General features: G+C 68.8%; 17 protein-coding genes. 8 read left to right on the top strand and 9 right to left on the bottom strand.

Annotated features, from left to right (window positions below):
• Nucleotides 1-58 precede the first annotated feature (58 nt).
• Nucleotides 59-3,544: an indolepyruvate ferredoxin oxidoreductase family protein gene (locus FBZ88_RS25985; RefSeq protein ID WP_145619932.1), complete on the bottom strand. Its 3,486-nt coding sequence runs from the start codon at nucleotides 3,542-3,544 to the stop codon at nucleotides 59-61.
• 416 nt (nucleotides 3,545-3,960) lie between these two features.
• Here FBZ88_RS25985 and FBZ88_RS25980 point away from each other — a divergent pair, with 416 nt between their 5' ends.
• Nucleotides 3,961-4,437, top strand: a complete 477-nt coding sequence (locus FBZ88_RS25980; protein ID WP_145619931.1) for an RNA pyrophosphohydrolase — start codon at nucleotides 3,961-3,963, stop codon at nucleotides 4,435-4,437.
• A gap of 101 nt (nucleotides 4,438-4,538) precedes the next feature.
• Here FBZ88_RS25980 and FBZ88_RS25975 read toward each other — a convergent pair whose 3' ends face one another.
• The 6 genes from FBZ88_RS25975 to FBZ88_RS25950 all read right to left on the bottom strand — a co-directional run bounded on the left by FBZ88_RS25975 (nucleotide 4,539) and on the right by FBZ88_RS25950 (nucleotide 10,852).
• Nucleotides 4,539-5,399, bottom strand: a complete 861-nt coding sequence (locus FBZ88_RS25975) for an acyl-ACP desaturase (protein ID WP_246138863.1) — start codon at nucleotides 5,397-5,399, stop codon at nucleotides 4,539-4,541.
• A 412-nt stretch (nucleotides 5,400-5,811) separates the two neighbouring features.
• Nucleotides 5,812-6,237, bottom strand: a complete 426-nt coding sequence (locus tag FBZ88_RS25970) for a F0F1 ATP synthase subunit epsilon (RefSeq protein WP_145619930.1) — start codon at nucleotides 6,235-6,237, stop codon at nucleotides 5,812-5,814.
• 78 nt (nucleotides 6,238-6,315) lie between these two features.
• Entirely contained in the window at nucleotides 6,316-7,755 is a 1,440-nt protein-coding gene (atpD, locus tag FBZ88_RS25965) for a F0F1 ATP synthase subunit beta (RefSeq protein ID WP_145619929.1), read from the bottom strand.
• Nucleotides 7,756-7,799: 44 nt separating this feature from the next.
• The gene (locus FBZ88_RS25960) at nucleotides 7,800-8,690 is read right to left on the bottom strand and encodes a F0F1 ATP synthase subunit gamma (protein ID WP_145619928.1); all 891 of its coding nucleotides are present in this window, start codon (nucleotides 8,688-8,690) and stop codon (nucleotides 7,800-7,802) included.
• Between the two features lie 72 nt (nucleotides 8,691-8,762).
• A complete protein-coding gene (gene atpA / locus FBZ88_RS25955; RefSeq protein ID WP_088872040.1) occupies nucleotides 8,763-10,292 on the bottom strand; it encodes a F0F1 ATP synthase subunit alpha in 1,530 nt (509 codons plus the stop codon).
• A complete protein-coding gene (locus FBZ88_RS25950) occupies nucleotides 10,292-10,852 on the bottom strand; it encodes a F0F1 ATP synthase subunit delta (RefSeq protein ID WP_004271495.1) in 561 nt (186 codons plus the stop codon). The genes atpA and FBZ88_RS25950 overlap by 1 nt, the downstream gene beginning before the upstream one ends.
• Before the next feature lie 303 nt (nucleotides 10,853-11,155).
• Between FBZ88_RS25950 and FBZ88_RS25945 the strand changes: the two genes are divergently transcribed.
• The gene (locus FBZ88_RS25945) at nucleotides 11,156-11,491 is read left to right on the top strand and encodes a hypothetical protein (protein WP_088872042.1); all 336 of its coding nucleotides are present in this window, start codon (nucleotides 11,156-11,158) and stop codon (nucleotides 11,489-11,491) included.
• 216 nt (nucleotides 11,492-11,707) lie between these two features.
• On the opposite strand, the gene FBZ88_RS25940 is transcribed toward FBZ88_RS25945, so the two are convergent.
• The gene (locus FBZ88_RS25940; protein WP_246138862.1) at nucleotides 11,708-12,688 is read right to left on the bottom strand and encodes a diacylglycerol/lipid kinase family protein; all 981 of its coding nucleotides are present in this window, start codon (nucleotides 12,686-12,688) and stop codon (nucleotides 11,708-11,710) included.
• Nucleotides 12,689-12,861: 173 nt separating this feature from the next.
• Between FBZ88_RS25940 and FBZ88_RS25935 the strand changes: the two genes are divergently transcribed.
• The 5 genes from FBZ88_RS25935 (at nucleotide 12,862) to FBZ88_RS25915 (ending at nucleotide 18,248) form a co-directional block, all read left to right on the top strand.
• Nucleotides 12,862-13,695 carry a UDP-2,3-diacylglucosamine diphosphatase gene (locus FBZ88_RS25935; RefSeq protein ID WP_246138861.1) on the top strand — a complete coding sequence of 278 codons (834 nt, stop codon included), beginning with the start codon at nucleotides 12,862-12,864 and terminating at the stop codon, nucleotides 13,693-13,695.
• Nucleotides 13,692-14,762, top strand: coding sequence for a glycosyltransferase family 4 protein (locus FBZ88_RS25930; RefSeq protein ID WP_145619926.1), 1,071 nt, complete (start codon nucleotides 13,692-13,694; stop codon nucleotides 14,760-14,762). The genes FBZ88_RS25935 and FBZ88_RS25930 overlap by 4 nt, the downstream gene beginning before the upstream one ends.
• 108 nt (nucleotides 14,763-14,870) lie before the next feature.
• Nucleotides 14,871-16,163: a 3-deoxy-D-manno-octulosonic acid transferase gene (locus FBZ88_RS25925; protein ID WP_145619925.1), complete on the top strand. Its 1,293-nt coding sequence runs from the start codon at nucleotides 14,871-14,873 to the stop codon at nucleotides 16,161-16,163.
• Nucleotides 16,160-17,140, top strand: a complete 981-nt coding sequence (lpxK, locus tag FBZ88_RS25920) for a tetraacyldisaccharide 4'-kinase (RefSeq protein ID WP_145619924.1) — start codon at nucleotides 16,160-16,162, stop codon at nucleotides 17,138-17,140. The genes FBZ88_RS25925 and lpxK overlap by 4 nt, the downstream gene beginning before the upstream one ends.
• Nucleotides 17,141-17,351: 211 nt before the next feature.
• Nucleotides 17,352-18,248 (top strand): lysophospholipid acyltransferase family protein, encoded by an 897-nt coding sequence (locus FBZ88_RS25915; protein WP_186464603.1) that lies wholly within the window; start codon nucleotides 17,352-17,354, stop codon nucleotides 18,246-18,248.
• A gap of 28 nt (nucleotides 18,249-18,276) precedes the next feature.
• Here FBZ88_RS25915 and xseA read toward each other — a convergent pair whose 3' ends face one another.
• Entirely contained in the window at nucleotides 18,277-19,914 is a 1,638-nt protein-coding gene (xseA, locus tag FBZ88_RS25910) for an exodeoxyribonuclease VII large subunit (protein WP_145619922.1), read from the bottom strand.
• 60 nt (nucleotides 19,915-19,974) lie between these two features.
• On the opposite strand from xseA, the gene purD reads away from it, so the two are divergent.
• Entirely contained in the window at nucleotides 19,975-21,282 is a 1,308-nt protein-coding gene (gene purD / locus FBZ88_RS25905; RefSeq protein WP_145619921.1) for a phosphoribosylamine--glycine ligase, read from the top strand.
• Nucleotides 21,283-21,301 lie beyond the last annotated feature (19 nt).

Genomic DNA, 21,301 nt, shown 5'->3' with positions numbered 1-21,301 from the left:
TAGACCTCAAGCGACAGCCCGCGACAGGAGATTTGTCGCGGGCCGCTTCGCTTGATCCTTACTCCGCCGCCAGGGGCGTGGACTGGCCCGGCGTGCCGGTCCGCCAGTCGCGCAGCAAGGCCTCCTCCTTGGCCTTCACCTCGGCGTAGGCCTTCTCCTTGACGTGGCCGTAGCCGCGGATCTTCTGCGGCAGCTCGGCGATTTCCACGGCCAGCGCGTGGTTGTCCTCGGCAAGGCCGGCCAGCAGTTCCTCCACCGTGGCGCGGAAGTCCACGATCAGCTGGCGCTCCATACGCCGTTCCGCCGTGCGGCCGAAGATGTCCAAGGCCGTGCCGCGCAGGCCCTTCAGGCGGGCCAGGACGCGGAAGGCCGTCAGCATCCAGGGACCGAAGGCGCGCTTGCGCACCTCACCCGTGGCTGGGTCGGTGTGCGACGCCGTGGGCGGGGCCAGGTGGAAGACCAGCTTGTAGTCGCCCTGGAACTGCTGGCGCACCTGGTCCAGGAAGCCGGTCTGGGTGTAGAGGCGCGCCACCTCGTACTCGTCCTTGTAGGCCATCAGCTTGAACAGCGTGCGGGCCACGGCCTCGGTCAGCTGGTCGGCGCCGGGCACCTTGGCCGTCTCCGCCGACCGCACCTTGGCCACGAACTGGCGATAGGCGTCGGCATAGGCCGTGTCCTGATACTCGGTCAGGAAGGCCGCGCGGCGCTCGATGGCCTCATCCAGCGTCTGCGACAGGCGGCGGTGGGGCTGATCGGCGGCCGGGCCCTTGGGCGTGGCGATCTTTTCCACGGCCGCCTGGTCCAGGGCGGCGCGACGGCCCCAGCGGAAGGCGTCGGTGTTCATCTTCACCGCCGCCCCGTTCATCTCGATGGCCTTCTCCAGGGCCTCGGCGCTGACCGGCACCAGCCCCTTCTGGTAGGCGTAGCCCAGCATGAACAGGTTGGTGGCGATGCTGTCGCCCAAGAGGCCGGTGGCGATGCGGGTGGCATCCACGGCGTTGACGGCGTCGGCCCCGCAGGCCTTGGCCACGGTCGCCACCATGGACCCGCCATTCATCTGGAAGTCCGGGTTGGTGACGAAGGCGGCGGTGATGGCCTCATGGGTGTTCAGGATGGCGCGGGTGCGGCCCTTGGCCATCTTGGTCAGGGCGTCGGCATTGGCCGCCACCACGATATCGCAGCCCAGCACCACGTCGGCGCCACCGGCGGCGATGCGGGTGGCGTGGATGTCCTCCGGCCGTTCGGCGATGCGCAGATGGCTGGTGACCGCCCCGCCCTTCTGCGCCAGGCCCGCCATGTCCAGCACGGTGCAGCCCCGGCTTTCCAGGTGGGACGCCATGGCGACAATGGCGCCGATGGTGACCACGCCGGTGCCGCCCACACCCGTCACCAGGATGTTCCAGGGACGGTCCAGGGTGCGGCGCACCGGCTCCGGCAGGGCCTCGAACGCGTCGGCCTTGCCCCCCACCGGCTTGGGCTTGCGCAAAGAGCCGCCCTCCACCGTCACGAAGCTGGGGCAGAAGCCCTTGAGGCAGGAGAAGTCCTTGTTGCAGCTGGACTGGTCAATCTGGCGCTTACGGCCGAACTCCGTCTCCACCGGCACCACGGACAGGCAGGAGGACTTGGCCGAGCAATCGCCGCAGCCCTCGCACACCAGCTCATTCACCACCACGCGGCGGGCCGGGTCGGGGAAGGTGCCGCGCTTGCGGCGGCGGCGCTTCTCGGCAGCACAGGTCTGTTCATAGATCAGGACGCTGACGCCCTTGATCTCGCGCATCTCGCGCTGCACCCGGTCCAGGTCGTCGCGGTGCTCGATGGTGGTGAAGGGCGGCAGGCCCTGGCCCAGGCCGTACTTCTCCGGATCGTCGCTGACCACGACGATGCGCTCCACCCCCTCGGCCTCCAGCTGGCGGGCGATCTGGTGCACGGAGAGGCTGCCGTCCACCTTCTGGCCGCCGGTCATGGCCACGGCGTCGTTGTAGAGGATCTTGTAGGTGATGTTGACCTTGGCGGCGACGGAGGCGCGCACCGCCAGGATGCCAGAGTGGAAGTAGGTGCCGTCGCCCAGGTTGGCGAAGACATGCTCCTCCCCCGCGAACGGGGCCTGGCCGATCCAGTGCACGCCCTCGCCGCCCATCTGGCTGAAGACGTCGGTGTTGCGGCCCATCCACGTCACCATGTAGTGGCAGCCGATGCCGGCCAAGCCGCGGCTGCCCTCGGGCAGGTGGGTGGAGGTGTTGTGTGGGCAGCCGGAGCAGTAGAAGGGTGCCCGCACGACGGTGCTGGCCGAGGCGGTGGGGCGCAGCTGCGCCTCCAAGGCCCGCACCCGCTCCGCCACCCGGTCGACCATCAGGCCCAGCTTGGCCATGCGGCCGGCCAGGGCGAGCGCGATGGTGGTGGGCGACAGTTCCGCCTTTTCCGACAACAGCGGCCGGCCGTCCTCATCCGTCTTGCCCAGGATGCGGGGGCGGCGGTCCCAGTTATACAGCTGCTCCTTCAGCTGCGCCTCGATCAGGGCGCGCTTCTCCTCCACCACCAGCAGCTCTTCAGCGCTTTCGGCGAAGTCGCGGATGCCGTGGGGTTCCAGCGGCCAGGTCATGGCCACCTTGAAGATGGCGATGCCGAGGTCGGCGGCCATCTCAGCATTGATGCCCAGCTCATCCAGGGCCTGGCGGACATCCAGGTAGGACTTGCCCACGGTGACGATGCCCAGGCGCGGCTTGGCGGCGCCCAGGATGACCTTGTCCAGGCGGTTGGCCCGGGCGAAGGCGCGCGCCGCGTCCAGCTTCCACTGGATCATGCGGTCTTCCTGGATCAGCGGCGTGTCGTGCAGGCGGATATTCAACCGGCCCGGCGGCATTTCAAAGTCGGCGGGGAGGACCACGCCGCTGGTGATGTCGGGCACGCGGACGATGGCGGAGGTGTCGATGGTGTCGGCCAGGGCGGTGAACCCCACCCAGCAGCCGGAATAGCGCGACATCTCCCAGCCGATCAGGCCGTAGTCCAGGAACTCCTGCACGCCGGCCGGGCTCATCACCGGCATGAAGGCGTGGATGAAGGCGTGGTCCGACTGGTGCGGCAGGGTGGAGGATTTGGAGGCGTGGTCGTCGCCGGCGATGGCCAGCACGCCGCCATGGCGGCTGGTGCCGGCGAAGTTGGCGTGCTTCAGCGCGTCCAGCGAGCGGTCGACGCCGGGGCCTTTGCCGTACCAGATGCCGAACACGCCATCGACCTTGGCGCCTTTGAACAGGTTGACCTGCTGGCTGCCCCAGACGGCGGTGGCGCCCAGTTCCTCGTTCACGCCCGGCTGAAAATGGATGTCGTGGCGGGCCAGGTGCTTGCGCGCCTGCCACAGCGCCTGGTCGTAGGCCCCCAGGGGGGAGCCGCGATAGCCCGAGATGAAGCCGGCAGTGTTCAGGCCGGCCGCCCGGTCGCGGTCGCGCATCAGCATGGGCAGGCGCACCAGCGCCTGGGTCCCGGTCATATAGACCCGGCCGTCCCGCAGGACGTACTTGTCATCGAGGGTAACGGCGGCCAGCGTCATAACGCATCTCCCACTCGGGTGAAACTGGTCCCCTGCCTAGCCTTGCGGGCCATCACCCGATGCGGTCGGGTCGTGGCCTTTACAAGGGACGGTGCCTCGCGGCCTGGGGGTCCGCGAAGTCCGGCGCCGATGTTCCCTCGGCTTACCCTCGCATCTAAGCAGGGATGCACGCGTCCGAAAATAGGTCATATATACTGACATATTTCCTGTCGGAAGCACCGCAGCAATCGCGCCGACTCGTTCCCGCCGGCCGCCATTTGGGTTCTATCCTTACGTCCGCGCCCCCCAGCCATGCGCACGCCTGACCGCCACCATTGGGGCTGCGTTTTTAGCGACCGCGACTCGGGGGCGACTCTAGCCTGGAACCGCCCCACCGATTAGTCTGCCGCCAGTTTCCCCTCCGAAGAGCCCGCCCCATGACGAAGCCGGTCGACCCCAGCACCCTGCCCTACCGCCCCTGCGTCGGCATCTGCCTGCTGAACGCCCAGGGCTTGGTGTTCGTCGGCCAACGGCGCGACACCCCCGGCGCCTGGCAGATGCCCCAGGGCGGCATCGACAAGGGCGAGACGGCGGCGGAAGCCGGCCTGCGCGAGCTGATGGAGGAGATCGGTACCAACCAGGCAACGATCCTGGAGGAAACGGCCGAGTGGCTGCGCTACGACCTGCCGCCCGAGTTGGTGGGCGTGGCGTGGAAGGGCAAGTATCGCGGCCAGAAGCAGAAATGGCTGGCCTGCCGCTACACCGGTCAGGACAGCGACATCAACCTGGAAACCGACCATCCCGAGTTCGACGCCTGGCAATGGGTGCCGCTGGAGCGGACGGTGGACCTGATCGTCCCCTTCAAGCGCGAGATCTACGTGCAGGTGGTCGCCGCCTTCCGGCATTTGATTTGAGCTAGCCCTCAGGCAACGGAAAGCTCCGGCAGACGCTGCGAAAACAAAAACGCCGCCCCGGTCCCCCAGGGCGGCGTTTTGCTTTCAGCGCGGCAGAGGCGTCAGGCGGCCAGCGGGGGCACGCCGGCCTTCTTCATCATGCGCTTGTAGGCGTAGCGCGAGGCGACATCGTGCAGCCAGCCTTGGGGCTTCAGGCCGCTGGCCTTGAACACCATGGCGACCATGCGGTCCAAATGATGTGGGCGGTAATAGCTGTAGGCCCGGCGCACGTAATTGGCGAAGGCGGTCTCGCGGTGATAGGGCGCGCCTTCGTCGGCGTTGGCGGCGTGATAGGCGAAGGACAGCTCATCATCCTCCGTCTCGTTGATGCGCGAGAGGGAGATGCGCAGGCGGCCAAACTTGCCCAGGCGCTCCTGGGTCAGGTAATCGCCCAGGTAATCGTAGAACAGCTTGTAGTGCCGGAATTCGTCGGCCGCGATGTGGCGACAGATCTGCTTCAGCACGGGCTCGTCCGTGGCCTCGGCCAGGGCGGTGTAATAGCTGCTGGTGCCGGTCTCGACGATGCAGCGTGCCACCAGTTCACCGGCGCGGGAACCGCGCACCGACTGGCTGACGTCGATGTCGATCTTGTAGCCCTCGCGGAAACGCGTCACTGCCGCCTGGAAGTTCCAGCTGGGGTCCACGCGCTCGGCCCAGGCGCCCAAGGCCTCACCATGCTGCACTTCCTCAACGGCCCACTGGCGGGCCGTCCGGCAGAACTCCGTGTTGTCGGCGAAGACATTGCACAGGTAGTCGGCGTAGCTGTCGCCGTTGTACTCCACCAGGGCGGCGGCCTTGATGAGCTTCAGGATATCGGGGTTGACCTTGGACGGGTCCAGCTTGTCCCAGGGCAGGCCCGCAACCGTCCAATGACCGTTGCGGCTTTCCGTAGCCTGAGATTCCGTGCCGTTGACGTCTGCCATGCGCGTTCCGTTCTTCGTGCCCCAGGGCCGGCGCCTTCGCTTCCGGGTGCCGGCATCCGATGACCATTATACGGGCCCGATGCTGCCGCCGTGCCCCCACTGCGACGATCGAACCCCACTCAATTCGAAAAGGTCCGCCCGGAAACAAGAAAGCCGGCGGGCTTTTCGTGATGCCCCACCGGCCGGTATGCCACAAATTCGTAACATCCGCCAAGCTCGGCACGGCGCCAAGCTAGCACGATGCCGCCGATCGGCAAAATGCCCACCCGCCAAAGGCGGGAACTATTGTGCTAAATCAAGGGACTGGGCTTACGTCCTAGGGTACCTGCCTAAGGGCGAAGGGGGCTAGGCACGATGACCTAGCCCCCTTCGGACCTCTTGCGATTCGCTCTTAACTCCCCAGGACCAACCCTTAGTGGGCGGCCGGGCCGGCGCCGAGGGCTTCCAGCTTGGCCTGGGCGACCAGCAGCTTGGCCTCCGCGACGCGCTTCTCGGCGTCGTTGGCGGCGTCGGCCACATCCTCGGCCAGGTCCTTCACCTGCTGTTCCACCGCGGCGCGATCCAGGGCCGCGACCTCGATCGCCTCTTCCGCCAGCACGGTGCAGCGCGTCTCGGTCACCTCGGCGAAACCGCCGGCGACGAAGATGCGGTTGCTGATGGTGGTGATGCCATCGAGGTAGATGTCGATGACGCCCGGCTTCAGCGTGGTGATCAGGGGGGCGTGGCCCGGCAGGGCGCCCAGGTAGCCTTCAGTGCCCGGGACGACCACCATGTCGACCGGCTGGGAAACCAGCAGCTTCTCCGGCGACACCAGCTCGAATTCAACCTTATCGGCCATGATGGGGCTTCCGTTCAGCGTCTTACGATAAGGGACGGAAAGGGGATTCCCCCTTCCGTCCCGGTACTACTCAGGCGATCAGGCGGCCTCGGCGGCCATCTTGCGGGCCTTCTCGACGGCTTCCTCGATGGTGCCAACCATGTAGAAGGCCGCTTCCGGCAGGTGGTCGTACTGGCCGGCCACGATGCCCTTGAACGCGCGGATGGTGTCTTCCAGGCTGACCAGCACGCCCGGCGTGCCGGTGAACACTTCGGCCACGTGGAAGGGCTGGGACAGGAAGCGCTGGATCTTACGGGCGCGGGCGACCGTCAGCTTGTCCTCTTCCGACAGTTCGTCCATGCCCAGGATGGCGATGATGTCCTGCAGCGACTTGTAGGTCTGCAGCACCTTCTGCACCGAGCGGGCCGTCTGGTAGTGCTCCTCACCCACGACGCGCGGATCCAGCGCGCGGGAGGTGCTGTCCAGCGGGTCCACGGCCGGGAAGATGGCCTGTTCGGCGATGGCGCGGCTCAGCACCGTCGTGGCGTCCAGGTGGGCGAACGAGGTGGCGGGGGCTGGGTCGGTCAGGTCGTCGGCGGGCACGTACACGGCCTGCACCGAGGTGATCGAGCCCTTCTTGGTCGAGGTGATGCGTTCCTGCAGGGCGCCCATGTCGGTGGCCAGCGTGGGCTGGTAACCCACCGCCGACGGGATGCGGCCCAGCAGCGCCGACACCTCGGCACCCGCCTGCGTGAAGCGGAAGATGTTGTCGATGAACAGCAGCACGTCCTGGCCTTCCTCGTCGCGGAAGTATTCCGCGATGGTCAGGCCGGACAGGGCGACGCGGGCGCGGGCCCCCGGCGGCTCGTTCATCTGGCCGTACACCAGGGCCACCTTGGAGCCCGGGCCGTCGAGCTTGATGACGCCCGATTCGATCATCTCATGGTACAGGTCGTTACCCTCGCGGGTACGCTCGCCCACACCGGCGAAGACCGACACACCACCGTGCGCCTTGGCGACGTTGTTGATCAGTTCCATGATGGTGACGGTCTTGCCCACGCCGGCGCCGCCGAACAGGCCGATCTTGCCACCCTTCAGGTACGGGGCCAGCAGGTCGATGACCTTAATGCCCGTCACCAGGATCTGCGCGTCGGTCGCCTGCTCGGCGAACTCGGGCGCGGACCGGTGGATGGGGTAGGTCTTCTCGGAGGCCACGGCACCGCGCTCGTCGATCGGCTCGCCGATGACGTTCAGGATGCGGCCCAGGGTGGCCGGGCCGACCGGCATGTTGATGGGGCTGCCGGTGTCGCTGACGGCGCCGCCACGCACCAGGCCGTCCGTGCTGTCCATGGCGATGCAGCGGACGGTGTTCTCACCCAGATGCTGGGCGACTTCGAGCACAAGGGTCTTGCCCTCGTTCTGCGTGTGCAGGGCGTTCAGAATGGCGGGCAGTTCGGCATCGAACTGCACGTCCACCACGGCGCCCAGCACCTGCGTGATACGGCCGACGGCGTTGGTCGCCTGGTTAGTCGTAGCCATGGGGTAAGCTCCCTCGGACCCTTGCGAATGTTGTCGTGGCGCCGTCAGACCGCTTCAGCACCGGAGATGATCTCGATCAGCTCCTTGGTGATGAAGGCCTGGCGCGTGCGGTTGTAGTTAAGCGTCAGCTTCTTGATCGTATCGCCGGCGTTGCGCGTGGCGTTGTCCATGGCGGTCATCTGCGCGCCGAAGAACGAGGCCGAGCTTTCCAGCAGGGCGGTGTACACCTGGATGGAAAGGTTGCGCGGCAGCAGGTCGTTGAGGATGTCCTCCTCCGACGGCTCGAACTCGTAGATGGCCTTCGGCTCGGTGGAGGCCGGGGCCTCTTCCGTCGTGGCCGCCACGGCGAACGGGACGATCTGCTGAACGGTGACGATCTGCGTCATCGCCGACTTGAACTTGTTGAAGATGATGGAGGCGACGTCGAATTCACCGGCGTCGAACAGCTCCAGCACCTTGTCCGCGACCTGGGCCGCGTCGGCGAAGCCCAGGCGCTTGCCGCCCAGGTTCTCGTAGCTGTGGACGATCATCGAGCCGAACTCGCGACGCAGCAGGTCGCGGCCCTTGCGGCCCACCGTCAGCAGCTTCACGGTCTTGCCCTCGCCCGTCAGGCGGGTGACCTGGCGCTTGGCCTCGCGGACGATGGTGGCGTTGAAGCCGCCGCACAGGCCGCGGTCGCCGGTCAGGACGATCAGCAGATGCGTCTTGTCGGAACCGGTGCCCGCCATCAGCTTCGGGCCCTGCGCGCCCGCCGGCACGTTGGCGGCGAGGGAGGAGAGCATGCGGCCCATGCGCTCGGCATAGGGACGCCCGGCTTCGGCCTGTTCCTGGGCGCGGCGCAGCTTGCTGGCCGCCACCATCTTCAGGGCCGAGGTGATCTTCTGCGTCGACTTGACGCTGTCGATCCGGATCTTGAGGTCCTTAAGGCTGGGCATGCCGTGCCTTCACTTCCTAGGGAGACTTGGGCGGGCGGCGGCCATGACGGCGCCGCCCGCCGTTTGCGGGGATCAGGCGAAGACCTTGGAGAAGCTCTCCAGGAAGGCCTTCAGCTTTTCCTCGGTGTCCTTGCTGATCTGCTTGTCGGTGCGGATCGCGGTCAGGATGTCCTGGCCCTTGCTGCGGATCTCGTCCAGGAAGCGCGCCTCGAAGCGGTTCACGTCCTCGACCTTCACCTTGTCCAGGAAGCCCTTCACGCCGGCGAAGATGGAAACCACCTGCTCTTCCACCGGCAGCGGGCTGTACTGCGGCTGCTTCAGCAGCTCGGTCAGACGGGCACCGCGGTTCAGCAGGCGCTGGGTAGCGGCGTCCAGGTCCGAGGCGAACTGGGCGAAGGCGGCCATTTCGCGGTACTGGGCCAGTTCCAGCTTAATGGTGCCGGCGACCTGCTTCATCGCCTTGATCTGGGCGGCGGAGCCGACGCGGCTGACCGACAGGCCGACGTTAATGGCCGGGCGGATACCGCGGTAGAACAGGCCGGTTTCCAGGAAGATCTGGCCGTCGGTGATGGAGATGACGTTCGTCGGGATGTAGGCCGACACGTCACCCGCCTGGGTCTCGATGATGGGCAGGGCCGTCAGCGAGCCGGCGCCGTAGCCATCGGCCATCTTGCAGGCGCGTTCCAGCAGGCGGCTGTGCAGGTAGAACACGTCGCCGGGGTAGGCTTCGCGGCCCGGCGGACGGCGCAGCAGCAGGGACATCTGACGGTAGGCGACGGCCTGCTTGGACAGGTCGTCGTACACGATCAGGGCGTGCATGCCGTTGTCGCGGAAGAACTCGCCCATGGCGCAGCCGGTGTAGGGCGCCAGGTACTGCAGCGGCGCCGGCTCGGACGCGGTGGCGGCCACGACGATGGAGTATTCCATCGCGCCGGCTTCCTCCAGCGTCTTCACGATCTGGGCGACCGTGGAGCGCTTCTGGCCGACGGCCACGTAGATGCAGTAGAGCTTCTTGGATTCATCGCCGCCGGCGTTGATGCCCTTCTGGTTGATGAAGGCATCGATGGCAACGGCGGTCTTGCCGGTCTGACGGTCGCCGATGATCAGCTCACGCTGGCCACGGCCGACGGGCACCAGGGCGTCCACGGCCTTCAGGCCGGTCTGCATGGGCTCGTGCACCGACTTGCGCGGGATGATGCCGGGGGCCTTCACCTCGACGCGCTTGCGCACGACGTCGACCAGCGGGCCCTTGCCGTCGATGGGGTTGCCCAGGCCGTCCACGACGCGGCCCAGCAGGCCGCGGCCCACCGGAACCTCGACGATGGCGCCCGTGCGCTTCACCGTGTCGCCTTCCTTGATGGCGCGGTCGTCGCCGAAGATCACGGCGCCGACGTTGTCGGCTTCCAGGTTCAGGGCCAGGCCCTGAATCCCGCCCGGGAACTCGACCATCTCACCGGCCTGGACCTTGTCCAGGCCATGGATGCGGGCAACACCGTCGCCGACCGAGAGCACCTGGCCCACTTCAGCAACATCGGCCTCGGTGCCGAAATTCGCGATCTGCTGTTTCAGGATCGCGGAAATCTCTGCGGCGCGGATTTCCATCAGCCCACCCCTTTCATGGCGATTTTCAGCTTGGTCAGTTTGGTGCGCACGGAACTGTCGATCATGCGCGATCCGACCTTAACGATCATGCCGCCCAGCAGCGACGGGTCGACGCTGGCGGCAACGGTAACTTTGGAGCCCAGGGCCTTCTTGAGCGCATCGGTCACGGCCGACAGCTGCTCTTCCGTCAGCGGACGGGCCGAGATGACGGTGGCCGTCTCTTCGCCGCGGCGCTGGGCCAGCTCGGCAAGGAAGGCGACGATCATGCCGTCGAGGGCGAAAAGCCGGCGGTTCTGGGCGACCAGACCAATAAACTTGCGCACAAGCTCGGACGTGCCCGCCTGTGACAGCACCGCCTCCATGGCGCGGGCCTGCTCGGCACGCGACAGGACGGGGCTGCGCACAACGCGACGCAGGTCTGCGCTTTCGGCGAGAACCTGCTTGAGCGACGTCAGGTCCTGCGCGGTTTGGTCCAGCGCCTTCTGCTCGTCGGCAAGGTCGAACAGCGCCGCCGCGTAGCGGGCCGCCAGTCCGGATACGACTGTCCCTTGGGATGCCACCTGGAAACCTCGGTTAATCCGCAGACCTGAAGGATTTCAGGGCCTTAGCAATGTGGGTCCGAACCGGGTGAAAACCACCCCGGCGTCGGGCGTCGTGCACATAACACAGGGCGCCGCAGGGCGCAACTCCATCACTCCATCCAAAGCATACTATCCCACGGGTGAGCAGCCCGCTTTAAGGCGCCATTAACAGTTGGGGCCGCATAGTCCCCTCAACGCGCCAAAGCCACCCGGCGCCCGACGAAAAAAAGTCCGGAGCCTTCCGGGCCCCTCCGATCCAGGGTGGCAGAGTGCTGGTGAGTCATGACTGTCGTCCCCTTCTCCTCTGCCCGCTTCACCCCCTTCGATCTGACCGAGTGGAACAGCGTCGCCCAGCCCAAGCTGGAGCGTGGCCTGTGGGAAACGGTCAGCCGCCACACCGCGCCCGACCATGATCAGCTGATCGTGCGCTTCCCCAACCTGGACCGCCCGGTCTTCCGGTTCGAGCGGGACCGCCGCGGCACCTATCGCCTGTACTTCAACGACCGCCGCGGCTGGTACTGCATCGGCACCGGCGAGAGCGCCGAGGAATGCCTGTCCGTGTGGCGGGGCCGCGTGCCGCGTGCCACGGCCGAGGCCGGCGCACAGGCGGGCCGTTGAGCGTCCGCCGCTATACTAAAGAACGAGGGGGCCATGGGCCCCATCGGAGCCTGAGTTGTCTGGTGAGAACCCGATTTTAGGTGGCCTGACGTTTATAAGGTCTTGGAGTCGCGTACCAGTCGAGTGGCCTAGCGTTGCCTGGAACCAGAGTTGCCTGAACACCGACTTCAGTAGCGTTGCCTGATTTGACGCCAGGGGGCAGACCAGCGCCCCCTTTCAGGGCAGACGGGACACGGGGCGGAGCGGCGGCGCCAGCACACGGAAGGGCGCCGCCGTTTCCATATCCACCGGCAGCCGGGCGATGGTGTCGCCATCCCCCTGCACCGGATCGCCGACCGGCCCCTCGATCCGCACCCGCACCGCCGGCATGACCCGGTATCCCAATCCCCCCTTCGCTTCCGTCCGGCGGGCCAGCCGGCCCGTCACCAGCGCCGCGCCATAGCCCAGCGCCGCCAGCCGTCCGCCCGCCTCGAACAGGCAGACGTGGAAGCCGCCCTCGTCCAGCCGGGCGTCGGGCGCACAGACGAAGCGGCCGCCATAGAAATGGCCCTTGGCCACGATGCAGGACGCCGCCTCGTGCTCGCGGACATGGCCGGCCGCGTCCGTCGTGATCACGCGATAGCGCGGGCTGGGCCAGCGCGCGATCTGCGCCAGGCTTTCCAGCACATAGGCGCCCTTGCCGATACGGCGCTTCACCCCGGGATCCACCCCTTCCACCACGTGGGCGTCCAGACCCACGCCGGCCATCATCGTGAACAGGCGGCCGTTGGCGCGCCCGGCATGGATAGTGCGCGGCACCGCGCCCGCCAGGGTGCGCGCCAGCTCGGCCGCGCCGGACGGCAGGTCCAGCTCCGCCGCCAGCACGTTGGCCGTGCCTAGGGGGATCAGACCCAGGGGGATCAGGCGCGGGCCCGGCGGCGACAGGGTCGGCGCCGCCAAGAGGCCGTTCACCACCTCGTTGATGGTGCCGTCGCCGCCCGAGGCCACGATGGCGTCGGGAATGCGTCCGTCCGTCAGCGCGCCAGAGGCGGCCAGGCCGGCCAGGCGTTCGGCGTCGCGCGGGCCGGTGGTTTCCACCACCGCCACGTCGGCGCCGCCCTGGCGCAGGGCATCGACCACCCGCCCGATCAGGCCCCGCCGGCGACGGCCCGCCACAGGATTGTGAATGATCAGTAGTCGGCGCGCGGGCGCGGACACAGGTTCCGTGACAGCCAAGTGAAGGGCGGAAGACATATTTATGAATGCCCCGTGAATATATGGTGAAGTCCTTGAACTAACCTTCATCACCATTTGTCTTGCCCTACATGCTGCGGTATAGCCCTGTCAACATTACTATTGATTGTCTGCGTGGGTCATCTCGGGGGCGTAGCATGGAGACGGACATGGAGACGGAACACGAGGCCCCGCGGCGGTACCGCAGCATATGGCTCTCCGATCTGCATCTGGGAACCCGTGGCTGCCAGGCCGACATGCTGCTGGATTTCCTGAAGCACACCGAGTCGGAATACCTGTACCTGGTCGGCGATATCGTCGATGGGTGGCGCCTGAAGAAGGGCTGGTACTGGCCGCAGGCCCACAACGACGTGGTGCAGAAGGTGCTGCGCCGGGTGCGCAAGGGCACCAAGGTCTTCCTGATCCCGGGCAACCATGACGAAGTCTTCCGCGACTTCATCGGCCTGCAGTTCGGCGGCGTCACCATCCTGGAGGATGCGGTCCACACCACCGCCGACGGCCGCCGCTTCCTGGTGCTGCACGGCGACCTGTTCGACGCGGTGGTGAAGTACGCCAAGTGGCTGGCCTATGTCGGGGACAGCGCCTACACGGTGCTGCTGACCCTGAACACCTGGCTGAACGCCGCCCGCCGCCGCTTCGGCTTCCAGTACTGGTCGCTGTCCGCCTACCTGAAGAACCGCACCAAGAAGGCGGTGGAGTTCATCGGCAATTACGAGCAGGCGCTGGCGGACGAGGCCAAGCGCCGGCAGGTCGACGGCATCATTTGTGGCCACATCCACCACGCCGAGATGCGTGACATGGGTGGCGTCCTCTACTGCAACGACGGGGACTGGGTGGAATCGTGCACCGCATTGGTCGAACACGCCGACGGCACGCTGGAGATCATTCATTGGGCGGACGAAGTGCGCAAGCGCGCGGCGGCGCGGCAGCCTGGGCAGCCGGGCGGGACGACGCAGAAGGCTGCAGCGTGAAAATCCTGATCGTCACGGACGCCTGGCATCCCCAGGTGAACGGCGTGGTCCGCACCCTGACCACGACGCGCGATGAATTGCGCCAGCTGGGCCATGAGGTTGAGGTCATCGCCCCGGACCGCTTCCGCACCGTGCCCATGCCGACATATCCGGAAATCCGGCTGGCGCTGAAGCCCGGCGCCCGACTGCGCCGCATGATCGACGAGATCGCGCCCGACGCCATCCACATCGCCACCGAAGGCCCCCTGGGCCTGGCCGCGCGGCGCTATTGCCTGCGCCGGCGCATCCCCTTCACCACCGCCTATCACACGCGGTTCCCGGAATATGTCCGCGACCGTTTCCCCATCCCGCTGCGCCTCAGCTACGCCCTGGTGCGCCGCTTCCACGCGCCGGCGTCCGCCGTCATGGTGGCGACGCCGTCCATCGAGAACGACCTGGTGGATCGCGGCTTCCGCAACATCAAGCGCTGGTCGCGCGGCGTCGATACCGACCTGTTCCGCCCGCGCGAGAAGGACTTCCTGCCCTTCCCCCGCCCCATCTTCATGTATGTGGGCCGGGTGGCGGTGGAGAAGAACATCGAGGCCTTCCTGTCGCTGGACCTGCCCGGCACCAAGGTGGTGGTGGGCGGCGGCCCGCAGCTGGACGAGCTGAAGGCCAAGTACCCGGCCGCCCAGTTCGTAGGCCCCAAGCATGGCGAGGAACTGGCCAAGCACTACGCCGCCGGCGACGTCTTCGTCTTTCCCTCGCGCACCGACACCTTCGGCCTGGTGCTGTTGGAGGCGCTGGCCTCCGGCGTGCCGGTGGCGGCGTACCCGGTGCCGGGCCCGCTGGACGTGCTGGCCGGGTCGGACGTGGCCGTGCTGGACGAGGATTTGCGCAAGGCCGCCCTGGCCGCCCTGGAAATACCGGGCGACAAGTGCCGGCGCCACGCCCTGACCTTTTCCTGGTCCGCGTCCGCCGCGCAGTTCCTGAACAACCTGCGCCCCTTCCGCGGCCATCCGGCCTTGGACCCGGTGCCCGTCCTGGACCCGGCCCCGCAAGCGGACGAGACCAAGAAAGCCAGCTGATCGCGAGGGTCCCCGCGTTCATTGAAGATGGCGCGGACCCGGTGCTAGGGTGGCGGCGACCGTGGCGGGCCGCCCCGCCGCCCTATCCGTTCCCCTGACACGATCGGCATGCTGGAAGCGCTTTATCGCGGGCTGACCGCCCTGGCCGGCCCTGCCGTCCGCCGCCTGCTGGACCGGCGGCTGGCCGCCGGCAAGGAAGACCCCCTCCGTTTGCCCGAGCGCCTGGGCCATGCCGGCCTGCCCCGCCCCCCTGGCCGGCTGATCTGGTTGCACGCCGCCAGCATGGGCGAATCCATGGCCGTGCTGCCGCTGATCGACCGGCTGCTGACCCTGTCGCCCCGGTCCACCGTCCTGATCACCACCGGCACCGTCACCTCCGCCGCGCTCATGGCCAAGCGCCTGCCGCCGGGCGCCATCCACCAGTTCGTGCCGGTGGACCTGCCGGCGGCCGTGGCCCGTTTCATGGACCACTGGCGGCCCGACGCGGCGCTATGGATCGAATCGGAATTCTGGCCCAACCTGCTGCGCGCCCTGCGTAAGGCCCAGGTGCCCGCCGCCCTGGTGAACGCCCGCCTGTCGGCCGGCAGCCACCGCAACTGGCGCCGCGCGCCGCGCACCGCCCATCGCCTGCTGTCCACCTTCCGCCTGGCGCTGGCGCAAACGGCGACGGAGGCCGGGCGCTTGCGCGATTTGGGCCTGGCCGACGTGCGCTGCGTCGGCAACCTGAAATACTCCACCAGTCCCTTGCCGGCGGAGCCCCAGGCCCTGGCCGCGTTCAAGGCCGCCGTTGGCGACCGGCCGACCTGGGTCTTTGCCAGCACTCACCCGGGCGAGGATGACCTGGCCGTCCAGGCGCACCAGCGCCTGGCCCCTCGCATCCCGGGGTTGCTGACCCTGGTGGTGCCCCGCCATCCCGCGCGGGGGCCGGAGGTCGCCGCCGCCTTCCAGGCCCGAGGCCTGACCGTCAGCCGCCGCGCCACCGGCGCCTTGCCGGACGCCACCGACGCCCTGCACGTGGCCGACACGCTGGGAGAGCTGGGGCTGTTCTTCCGCCTGGCGCCGGTGGCGGCCATCGGCGGATCGTTCGTGCCCGTGGGCGGGCACAACCCCATCGAGCCGGCGCAACTGGGGGCCGCCATCGTCTACGGCCCGCACATGCATAATTTCGCGGAGATTGCCGCGACCCTGGAAGCCGCCGGCGGAGCCCGGCGCGTGCCGGATGTCGACGGCCTGGCCGCGGCCGTGCACACCCTGCTGACCGACCCGGACGCACGCGCTGCCCAGGCCGCCGCCGCCAAGGCCGTGGCCGACGACAACCGCGACGCCGTGGACCGGGTGATGGCGGCCCTGGCGCCCCTGCTGGCCGAGGCCGGCCTGCACCTGACCGGGGATGCCCGGTGAAGGCCCCCGGCTTCTGGTATCGTCCCGCCGGGCCGCTGGCGGCGCTGCTGAGCCCCCTGGCCTGCCTCTATGCCCTCGGCGCCCGCTGGCGCCAGGCCAAAGCCACGCCGCAGGACGCCAGCATCCCCGTCATCTGCATCGGCAATTTGGTGGCGGGCGGTGCCGGCAAGACGCCGCTGTCGCAGGCGGTGATGCGGCACTTGCGCGCCCGGGGCATCCAAGCCCACTACCTGTCGCGCGGCTATGGCGGCCGGCTGAAGGGGCCCCTGCGGGTCGATCCGGCCCGGCATGGCGCCGCCGACGTGGGGGATGAGCCGCTGCTGCTGTCCCGCACCGCCCCGGCCTGGATATCGGCGGACCGCCTGGCCGGCGCCCGCGCGGCGCGCGATGGCGGTGCCGAGGCCGTGGTGATGGACGACGGCTTCCAGAACCCGGCCCTGGCCAAGGACCTGTCGCTGCTGGTGGTGGATGGCGGTGCGGGCTTCGGCAACGGCCACGTCATCCCGGCCGGTCCCCTGCGCGAGGCCCTGGGCGACGGCCTGGCCCGGGCACAGGCCGTGGTGATCGTGGGTGCCGATCGTACGGGAACCGGAGCGAGGGTGGCGACGCTCGCCCCCGCCCTGCCCATCCTGGCTGCGCGGCTGGTGCCGGACGCAGCCGTGGCCGCCGGGCTGGCCGGCCGCCCGGTCCTGGCCTTCGCCGGCATTGGCCGGCCGCAAAAGTTCTTCGACACCTGCGTTGAGCTGGGCCTGACGGTGGCGGAGGTGGTGCCCTTCCCCGACCATCACCCTTACACGAAGGGCGAGATCGCCCGCCTGCTGGAACGCGCCGCCACCCTGGGTGCCGTGCCCCTGACGACGGAGAAGGACTGGGTGCGACTACCCGCCGCGCACCAAACCGCCATAAAAGCCCTGCCCGTGGTGCTGGCCTTCGACGACCCCGGTGCCCTGGACCGTGTTCTGCGAACGGTGTCCTAGAGACACCGGGTTCCCAGGGCGGGCGCGTGCGAGCGCGCTTGACCCCTGGCAAAAAGCGCCCGATAGCTTAGCCGCCGCCGGGGTCGGGACCCGGCGGCACCCGTTTTTGTCCGCCTTGGAGGTCACCTTTCCGGGGTCCGGATAAGGGGTCGATACCGAATTCCCCCAGGACGGCCGGCCCATCGCCATGGGGACCGGCACGGGAGTTTCCATGGCCGAGCACGGTACCCAGCCCTCCTCCCTGCGCTACGCCATCGAGGCGGCGGGCATCCGCACCCTGTTCTTCCTGCTGGGCCTGCTGCCCGCCGACGTGGCGTCGGACTTCGGCGGCTGGATCGGGCGCACCCTGGGCCCCCGGCTGGGCGGTAACGCCAAGGTGCTGCGCAACCTGGAACGGGCCATGCCCCAGCTGGACGCGGCGGGGCGCCGACGCGTGGCCCGCGAATCCTGGGACAACCTGTGCCGCACCCTGGCCGAATATCCGCACCTGAAGACCATCTCGCGCGAGTGGGAGCAGCGAGTGGAGCTGATCGGGGCGGAGCATGTGCGGGGTCTGGTGACCGATGGCAAGCCGGGCGTCATCCTGACCGGCCATTTCGGCAATTGGGAACTGGTGGCCATGACCGTCTTCAAGTGCGGCACCACCATGACCGCCATCTACCGAGCGCCCAACAACCCCTCGGTCGACAAGCTGCTGGCCGAGGCGCGGGGCGAGCTGGGCACCACCCTCGTGCCCAAGGGTCGCGCCTCCGCCAAGGGCATCCTGGCGGCCATGCGGGCGGGCGGCATCTTGGGCATCCTGGCCGACCAGAAGCTGAACGAGGGCATCGCCGTGCCCTTCCTGGGCCATGACGCCATGACCGGCACCATCGCCGGCGACGTGGTGGTGCGCCACGGCGCCGTCGTCGTGCCCATGCGCGTGACGCGCAAGCCCAGGGGCGCCCGCTTCCGCATCGAGGTCTTTCCGCCCATGGACCTGCCGGCGCCCACGGGCGACCGCCCGGCCGACATCCGCGCCATCACCGTGGCGGTGAACCAGCTGCTGGAACGATGGGTGCTGGAAAACCCCGGCCAATGGCTGTGGACCCACCGCCGCTGGCCGAAATAAGTTCGCCTGCAGGCATGGGGCCTTATCGTTAAAACAGGCTGCCCTGGCCACCGGGCCGCGCCGCCGCGCGCGGCTTGGGCGCTGCGGCCGACTCGCGGGGCGGGGCCGGTGTCGGAACCGGCGCCCCTTCCCCGTCCAGGGTGGCGCCCACGGCGCCGTCGATGAACTCCACCCGCACGCGGCCGCCGGCGGGGGCATCCACCACCTTGGTCACGGGATGCCCGTCGGCGGTGGTGACCAGGGCGAAGCCCCGCGCCAGCACGCCGCGATATGACAGCGTCTCCAGCAGCTTGGCCTGGCCTTCCAGCCGGCGGGCGCCATCGGCCACGGCGCGGCCGAAGCTGGCGTCCAGGCGGCGGCCAAGGTCGGCCAGGCGCGCCCCGCCCTCCTCCGCCCGGCGCACCAGCGGCTGGGGCGTCAGGCGCTGGGCCAGGTTCTGGGCGCGGGTGGCGCGGTCGGCCAGCAGGCGGGTCAGGCCGCCCGACAGGCCACGGCCGGCGATATCCAGGCGGGCGTAGGCCAGGCCCAGCACCTGGGCCGGATGGCGCAGGCCGGCGCCCAGCTTGGCCACCTCCGTGTGGTGGCGGCGGATCAGGCCGGTCATGGACAGGGCCAGGCGCTCCCCCCGATCGTCCAGGCGCTGGGCGCAGCCCTCCAGCAGGGCGCGGGGATCGCCCAGGCCGCGCGCCAGCCCTTCCACGCGGTTGCGGCGCTCAGCCAGCAGGCGGTTGGCGGTCCCCTCCAGCCGGCGGCCGCATTCCATGACCTGGGCCATCAGCTCCGCCCGCACCGGCACCGCCATCTCGGCGGCGGCCGTGGGCGTCGGCGCCCGGCGGTCGGAAGCGAAGTCGATCAGCGTCGTATCGGTCTCATGCCCCACGGCGGAGATCAGTGGGATCTGGCTGGCCGCCGCCGCCCGCACCACGATCTCCTCGTTGAAGGGCATGAGGTCTTCCAGGCTGCCGCCGCCGCGCGCCACGATCAGCAGGTCGGGCCGGGGCACGGGACCGCCGGGGGCGATGGCGTTGAAGCCCTGGATGGCGCGGGCCACCTGGGCCGCTGCCTGCTCGCCCTGCACCGCCACCGGCCACAGCAACACGTGGCGGGGGAAGCGGTCGGCCAGGCGGTGCAGGATGTCGCGGATGACGGCGCCGGTGGGGGAGGTCACCACGCCGATGACGCGGGGCAGGAAGGGCAGCGGCCGCTTGCGCTGGGCATCGAACAGGCCCTCCGCCGCCAGCCGGCGCTTGCGCTCCTCCAGCATCTTGAGCAGCGCGCCCTCGCCCGCCAGCTCCATGGTCTCGATGATCAGCTGGTATTGCGAGCGGCCGGGGTATGTGGTCAGGCGGCCGGTGCACACCACCTCCATCCCGTCTTCCGGCTTCACGGCCAGGCGCATGACCGTGCCCTTCCAGCACACGGCCTCGATCACCGCCTGGTCGTCCTTCAGGCGCAGGTAGAGGTGGCCGGAGGAAACGCGCTTGGGCTGGCTGACCTCGCCGCGCACGCGGACATAGCCGAACGTCTCCTCCACCGTGCGCTTCAGCGCGCGCGACAGGTCGGAAACGCTGAGCTCGGGCAGGTTGCCGCCGGCCACGGGCGTGGCGCCGGCATAGCCGAGATCGGCGGCGGGGGGCGGGGCTGAGTCGGGGAAGTCTTGAGTCATGGCGCGGGCATGATACAAGCACCCGCTCAACAGATGGAATCGTGATCGGGGGTAGAGGCGATGAAGATCCTGGTGGTCGGATCCGGCGGGCGGGAGCATGCGCTGTGCTGGGCCATCTCAGCCTCCCCCCTGTGCGGCACGCTGTGGTGCGCGCCCGGCAACGCCGGCATCCGCGACGTGGCGAGCTGCGTGGACATCAAGGCCGACGACGTGGACGGCCTGGTGGCCTTCGCCACGGCCAACGCCGTGGACCTGGTGGTGGTGGGGCCGGAGCAGCCGCTGGTGCTGGGCCTGGTGGACCGCCTGACGGCCGCCGGCATCAAGGCCTTCGGCCCCAGCCAGGCGGCCGCCGCCCTGGAAGGCTCCAAGGGCTTCATGAAGGACATCTGCGCCAAGTACGGCGTGCCCACGGCCGCCTACCGGCGCTTCACCGACGCCGGCGCCGCCAAGGCCTACGCTACCGAGCAGGGCGCGCCCATCGTGGTCAAGGCCGACGGCCTGGCCGCCGGCAAGGGTGTCGTCATCGCCATGACCCTGGAGGAGGCGCACGCCGCCATCGACGACGCCATGCTGCACGGCCGCTTCGGCAGCGCCGGCGCCGAGGTGGTGGTCGAGGAGTTCATGGATGGGGAAGAGGCCAGCTTCTTCGCCCTGTGCGACGGTACCCACGCCCTGCCCCTGGTAGGGGCGCAGGACCACAAGCGGGTGTTCGACAACGACCAGGGCCCCAACACCGGCGGCATGGGCGCCTATTCCCCCGCGCCCGTCCTGACGCCCACGCTGCAGGACCGGGTGATGCGCGAGATCGTGGAACCCACGGTCAAGGGCATGGCGGCGGAGGGAAAGCCCTTCACCGGCGTGCTGTTCGCCGGGCTGATGATTGTTGCGAGCCCGGAAGGACCGAAGCCGCGCCTGATCGAATTCAACGCGCGCTTCGGCGACCCGGAATGCCAGGTGCTGATGCGCCGCCTGAAGTCCGACATCGTGCCGCTGCTGCTGGCCACCTGCGACGGGCAGCTGGATCATGTGGACGTGCGCTGGTACGACGACCCCGCCCTGTGCGTGGTGATGGCGGCCCAGGGCTATCCGGGTGATTATGTGATGAACACCGCCATCGGGGGGCTGGAGGAGGCTGGCAAGGTCGACGGGGTCACCGTCTTCCACGCCGGTACGAAGGCTGATGGCGATCGCGTGCTGGCCAACGGCGGCCGAGTGCTGGGTGTCACGGCCATGGGCAAGACGGTGGCCGAGGCGCAGGCCCTGGCCTACCAGGCGGTGGACCGCATCCGCTGGCCGGAGGGGTTCTGCCGCCGGGACATCGGCTGGCGCGCCCTTGAACGCGAAAAGGCCGAGCGTGAAAAGGCCTAACGGGAACAGAAGCAGGGAT

The sequence above is a fragment of the Nitrospirillum bahiense genome (assembly GCF_007828025.1).
Lineage (GTDB): Bacteria > Pseudomonadota > Alphaproteobacteria > Azospirillales > Azospirillaceae > Nitrospirillum > Nitrospirillum amazonense.
Note: the sequence above shows the minus strand (reverse complement) of the source record. Positions and strands in the feature narration are given on the sequence as shown.